The sequence below is a fragment of the Vibrio genomosp. F10 str. 9ZD137 genome (assembly GCF_049974785.1).
Lineage (GTDB): Bacteria > Pseudomonadota > Gammaproteobacteria > Enterobacterales > Vibrionaceae > Vibrio.
Genome location: NZ_JBNGCJ010000905.1, coordinates 1 through 1,538 on the forward strand (window position 1 = coordinate 1; position 1,538 = coordinate 1,538).

The 1,538-nt window shown below is 46.1% G+C and carries 1 protein-coding gene and 1 pseudogene; both read right to left on the reverse strand.

What is annotated here, in order from left to right:
- Nucleotides 1–1,056 (reverse strand): bifunctional 2-methylcitrate synthase/citrate synthase (prpC, locus tag ACP45E_RS20080; RefSeq protein WP_069585477.1); only part of this gene is annotated, 1,056 nt, incomplete at its 3' end.
- Between the two features lie 107 nt (nt 1,057–1,163).
- Nucleotides 1,164–1,538: pseudogene (prpB, locus tag ACP45E_RS20085) on the reverse strand (methylisocitrate lyase); the annotation flags it as partial.

Here is a 1,538-nt window from a genome sequence, read left to right on the forward strand (position 1 = left end):
CCCCGTTAAACGGCTCATAACGAAGATAGGCGTAAACAGTTTGGTTGGGATATCCATAAAGTGATACGCGGATGCATGGAAGAAATCGGCGTTACAGAATAGGTCTTTTTCACGCTTCATCACCGATTCCACTCGCTCCGAAACGGCATACAATTGTGTGTCCCCTACCGCTAGCGACAACTCTTTTGACCAGCGTTTTATCAATGCATTACGAGGATCACTTTCTCGGTATACCGCATGACCAAAGCCCATGATTTTGTCTTTGTTTGCCAGCATTGCCATGATGTTCTCTTCTGCTTCATCAGCGGTTTGCCAATCTTGGATCATGTCCATCGCAGCTTCGTTTGCACCGCCATGCAAAGGCCCACGTAATGTGCCAATCGCAGCAGTGATACAAGAATGAATGTCTGACAACGTTGAAGCGCACACTCGGCCTGCAAATGTGGATGCATTAAACTCGTGCTCGGCGTATAAGATAAGCGAGCAATGCATGACTTTTTTATGCAGTTCACTGGGAGATTTGTCCGTCAGCATTTTCAGAAAATACCCACCGATGCATGACTCTGACGTGTCTTGAGTATCGATTCGCACGCCATCGTGGCTAAACCGATACCAGTAACAAATGATCGCAGGGAAGAGTGCCAACATTCGCTCTGTTGCTTGCTGTTGCTGTGCAAAATCCATTTCTTGCTCTAGATTGCCCAGAACAGAACAGCCCGTTCTCATGACATCCATTGGATGAGCTGTTGAGGGTATTAATTCTAGTGCTTGCTTAAGCGCGGATGGTAGGCCTCGCAATCCGATCAACCGCGTTTTGTATTCATCCAATTGAGCCCGGTTGGGAAGATGCCCCTGTAACAGCAAATAAGCGACTTCTTCAAACTCGGCGTTGTTCGCTAAGTCGGTAATGTCATAACCTCGGTAAGTCAGGCCCGTTCCTGTTTGGCCTACAGTGCACAGTGAGGTTGTGCCAGCACTTTGTCCGCGTAAGCCCGCGCCGCCAATTACGTTTTTCTTTGCTACCTTTTCGCTTTCTGATGAAACTGATGAAGACATAATGAACTCCTTTTCTGTGCTAACTTATGTGACTGTATTCTTCGTCGTTGCTCTTCGGCACTTTTATAAGTTAACGATTTCACGTTATTGGATTAAGTTAATGTGGTCTATTTTCCAGAAAATAGCTGATCCAGCTTATCTTCGTAATCATGGTAATTGAGGTGTTCATAGAGCTCTTTGCGCGTTTGCATCGATTCAACTACCGCTTCCTGATTGCCTTCCACCAGCAAGTGTCGATAAACATTTTCAGCGGCTTTATTCATCGCTCTAAATGCACTCAATGGATAAAGCACCATATCCACACTCGATTTGGCTAAATCTTCACAGCTATAGAGAGGGGTTTGACCAAATTCGGTGATATTGGCAAGAATCGGGACATGCTTACCCGTCGCAGATTGTAAGGCGGCCGAGAATTTCACATACTGATCCAGTTGATTCATCGCCTCTGGGAAAATCATATCCGCCCCAGCTTCAATACAGGC